This is a genomic window from Mesorhizobium sp. M4A.F.Ca.ET.050.02.1.1, assembly GCF_003997725.1.
In the GTDB taxonomy this organism is placed as follows: domain Bacteria; phylum Pseudomonadota; class Alphaproteobacteria; order Rhizobiales; family Rhizobiaceae; genus Mesorhizobium.
This window is the reverse complement of record NZ_RZSG01000747.1, coordinates 1-2924: the sequence shown is the minus strand read 5'-3', so window position 1 is coordinate 2924 and position 2924 is coordinate 1. Positions and strand designations below refer to the sequence as shown.

Below are 2924 nucleotides of genomic sequence, written 5' to 3'. Positions count from 1 at the left end.
CCTATGCGGCATCGTTGATCGCTGCCAGACTGTGCTTCGGCCACCTGCCGGACAGGCTCGGAGGCGCCCGCGTTGCCGCGATCTTCGTGACCGTCGAGGCGGCAGGTCTCTTGCTGATCTGGCTTGCGCCCGGGCCCTTTCTCGGGGCGACCGGAGCAGCTCTGACAGGTTTCGGATACTCGCTGGTTTATCCCGGTCTCGGGACCGAGGCTGTCAGGCACCTTCCCGGAGGCAGCCGCGGCCTTGCCATGGGGCTCTACACAATCTTCCCCGATCTGGCGCTCGGTCTTGGCAGTCCAGCACTTGGTTTGATCGCCGCGTCCTCTGGCTTAGACTTTGTGTTCCTGGCGGCAGCTGCAGCGGTGCTTCCTGCTTCAGCCATCGCGCTATCGCTCCACCGTAGATATTCCATCTCGCCGATATGGTCGCCGTGATGTCTCCCCATAGGGTGGGTGCTTAGCTCCTGTGGCGCAAAGCGTCGAGGACGAGTGCAAAAGCCGCCGAGGACTGGCGTCGGCTTGGATACCAAAGGTGATAGCCGGGGTAGGGGAGGCACCAGTCCTCAAGGACACGTTTGAGGCGTCCTCGGGAGAGATACGGTCCTGCCATCCCTTCCGGGACATATGCAAGCCCCATGCCGGCCAGCGCCGCGTGCAAGATCTGCGCTGTGGTGTTGAAAATCAGTTGGCCTTCAACACGAACTTTAAGTTCGCGTCCGTCGTTCTCGAATTCCCAAGCGTACAAGCCACCATGCGTTGGTAGCCGCAAGGCGATGCAGTTGTGGTCGATCAAGTCCTGTGGTTTCTCGGGGGCCGGTCGAGCCTTGAAATAGGATGGCGACCCGACCACCGCCATACGCATATCCGGTGCAATTCGAACAGCTATCATACCACTTGCGACCTGCTCGCCACTGCGCACGCCGGCGTCGAGGCCTTGGGCAACGATGTCCGTGAGCCCGTAGTCGATAACGATCTCCACCTTAATGTCCGGATAGTCACGGAGGAGCTTGGTTAGCTTGGGCAATAGGATCGCATCCGTCGCGTATTCTGTGGCAGTGATCCTAATTGTGCCCGCGGGTTTTTCCCCAAATTCACTCACCGCGGCCAACTCGGCATCGATTTCTTCAATGCGTACCGCGACCGTACCGACCAGCCGTTCGCCGGCTTCGGTCAATGAGACGCTCCGGGTTGTTCGAGACAGAAGACGAATACCAAGGCGTATCTCAAGTTGACGGACGATCTGGCTCAGCGTCGGTTGTGAGATGCCAAGCTTCGCAGCTGCTCTCGTGAAACTTCGCTCGTTTGCCACCGCCACGAGTGCCCGCAGGTCATCCAAGCTTCCGCGCTGCATTTATTTGTCCAGCCTATAGGTCTTTGCGGATTATAGCGGCTAATCGCTACGCAGCCAGCCTCTACATAACCATTAGGGCGCGGGGATCTCAGCAATGAGATGCGTATCAGATCGGCAAATTCGGAGGCGCGACAATGACCAGCGACGAGTTTACAAGACGAGAGGTGCTGGCGGTCGCTGCTGCGAGCACGGGCGCGCTTGTAGGAGGGCCACTCATGGTCGGATTGACCTCATCGGCCACTGCAGCACCTGCCCCGAATGAACCAAGCACAATTGACACCGTGCTTCGAGTCAACGGCAACGAGCATCGGCTTCCACTCGATCCGCGGACCACGCTGCTGGATGCACTCCGCGAGCACCTGCATCTCACCGGCTCCAAAAAAGGTTGTGGGCTCGGCCAGTGCGGCGCCTGCACGGTGCTGATGGATGGCAAGCGCGTCAAATCCTGCCTGTCCCTCGCGGCTTTGGCAAGGGCGAGAAATCACCACCATCGAAGGGCTAGCTCAGGGGGAAGAACTCCACCCGGTGCAGGCCGCCTTCATCGAGCGCGACGCCTTCCAGTGCGGTTATTGCACGCCTGGGCAAATCATGTCCGGCGTTGGGTGCATCAGCGAGCGCCACGCAGGCTCGCCGCAGGAAATTCGCGAATGGATGAGCGGCAATCTATGTCGTTGTGGCGCCTACGACCACATCGTTGCAGCCATCCAGGATGCGGCTGCTGCGTCCGGATCGGTGCAGGGAGGCTGAGCCATGCATCCATTCATCCTGCAGCGTCCGCGCGATATTCCTGCTGCGCTCGCTTTGCGTGCCCAGGCCGGCCGCACGGACTCGCCAACCGAGTACATCGCCGGCGGCACCGACATGGTGCAGCTATTACAGGAACATGTCCGCCAGCCCGAACAGCTCGTCAGTCTGGCTGGCCTTCTCGATGACGGCATCGACGCTGGACCGCAAGGGCTGAGGCTTGGAGCGGCGGCCACAATGGCGGACGTGGCGGCGCACCCCATCGTGGTCAAGCAGTATCCCCTTATTTCGGCTGCGTTGCTAAACTCGGCCAGCCCGCAGGTGCGCAATCAAGCGACAATGGGCGGCAATCTCCTGCAGCGAACTCGCTGTCCCTACTTCCGAGACGTAGGATATGAGGCTTGCAACAAGCGCACGCCAGGCTCCGGCTGCGCAGCAATCGGCGCCGAGAATCGCTGGCACGCCGTACTAGGCACGAGCGACAACTGCATCGCCGTCCACGCCTCGGATCTTGCGGTAGCACTCGTGGCGCTCGATGCAGTCGTTGAAGTTCGCGGCGTTGACGGGCAACGGGCTGTAGCCGTCGCTGATCTCCATCGTCTCCCCGGCGACACTCCCCATCTCGAAGCAGTGCTTGAGCCGGGCGAGGTGATCACCGCGATCACCGTTCCGGCAAATGCAGCGGGCCTGCGCTCTCATTACCAGAAGGTCCGCGACCGCGCTTCGTTTGAGTTCGCTGTCGTTTCGGCTGCCGTAGCTCTCCAGCTTGATAACAATCGCATAATGCAAGCCAGGGTGGCTCTCGGTGGGGTTGGGACCAAGCTCTGGCG

General features: G+C 60.9%; 3 protein-coding genes and 1 pseudogene. 3 read left to right on the top strand and 1 reads right to left on the bottom strand.

Features of this window, described 5'->3' with window-relative positions; all coding sequences use genetic code 11:
* The coding region (locus EOA33_RS30455) for an MFS transporter (RefSeq protein WP_127407332.1) at positions 1-434 on the top strand (434 nt) is incomplete at its 5' end.
* A 22-nt stretch (positions 435-456) separates the two neighbouring features.
* On the opposite strand, the gene EOA33_RS30450 is transcribed toward EOA33_RS30455, so the two are convergent.
* On the bottom strand, positions 457-1350 hold the full coding sequence (locus tag EOA33_RS30450; RefSeq protein WP_127407331.1) for a LysR family transcriptional regulator: 894 nt from the start codon (positions 1348-1350) through the stop codon (positions 457-459).
* A 215-nt stretch (positions 1351-1565) separates the two neighbouring features.
* Between EOA33_RS30450 and EOA33_RS30445 the strand changes: the two are divergent.
* A pseudogene (locus EOA33_RS30445) lies at positions 1566-2097 on the top strand ((2Fe-2S)-binding protein).
* 3 nt (positions 2098-2100) lie between these two features.
* Positions 2101-2924, top strand: an 824-nt coding sequence (locus EOA33_RS30440) for an FAD binding domain-containing protein (protein ID WP_127407330.1), incomplete at its 3' end; no start/stop codon positions are given.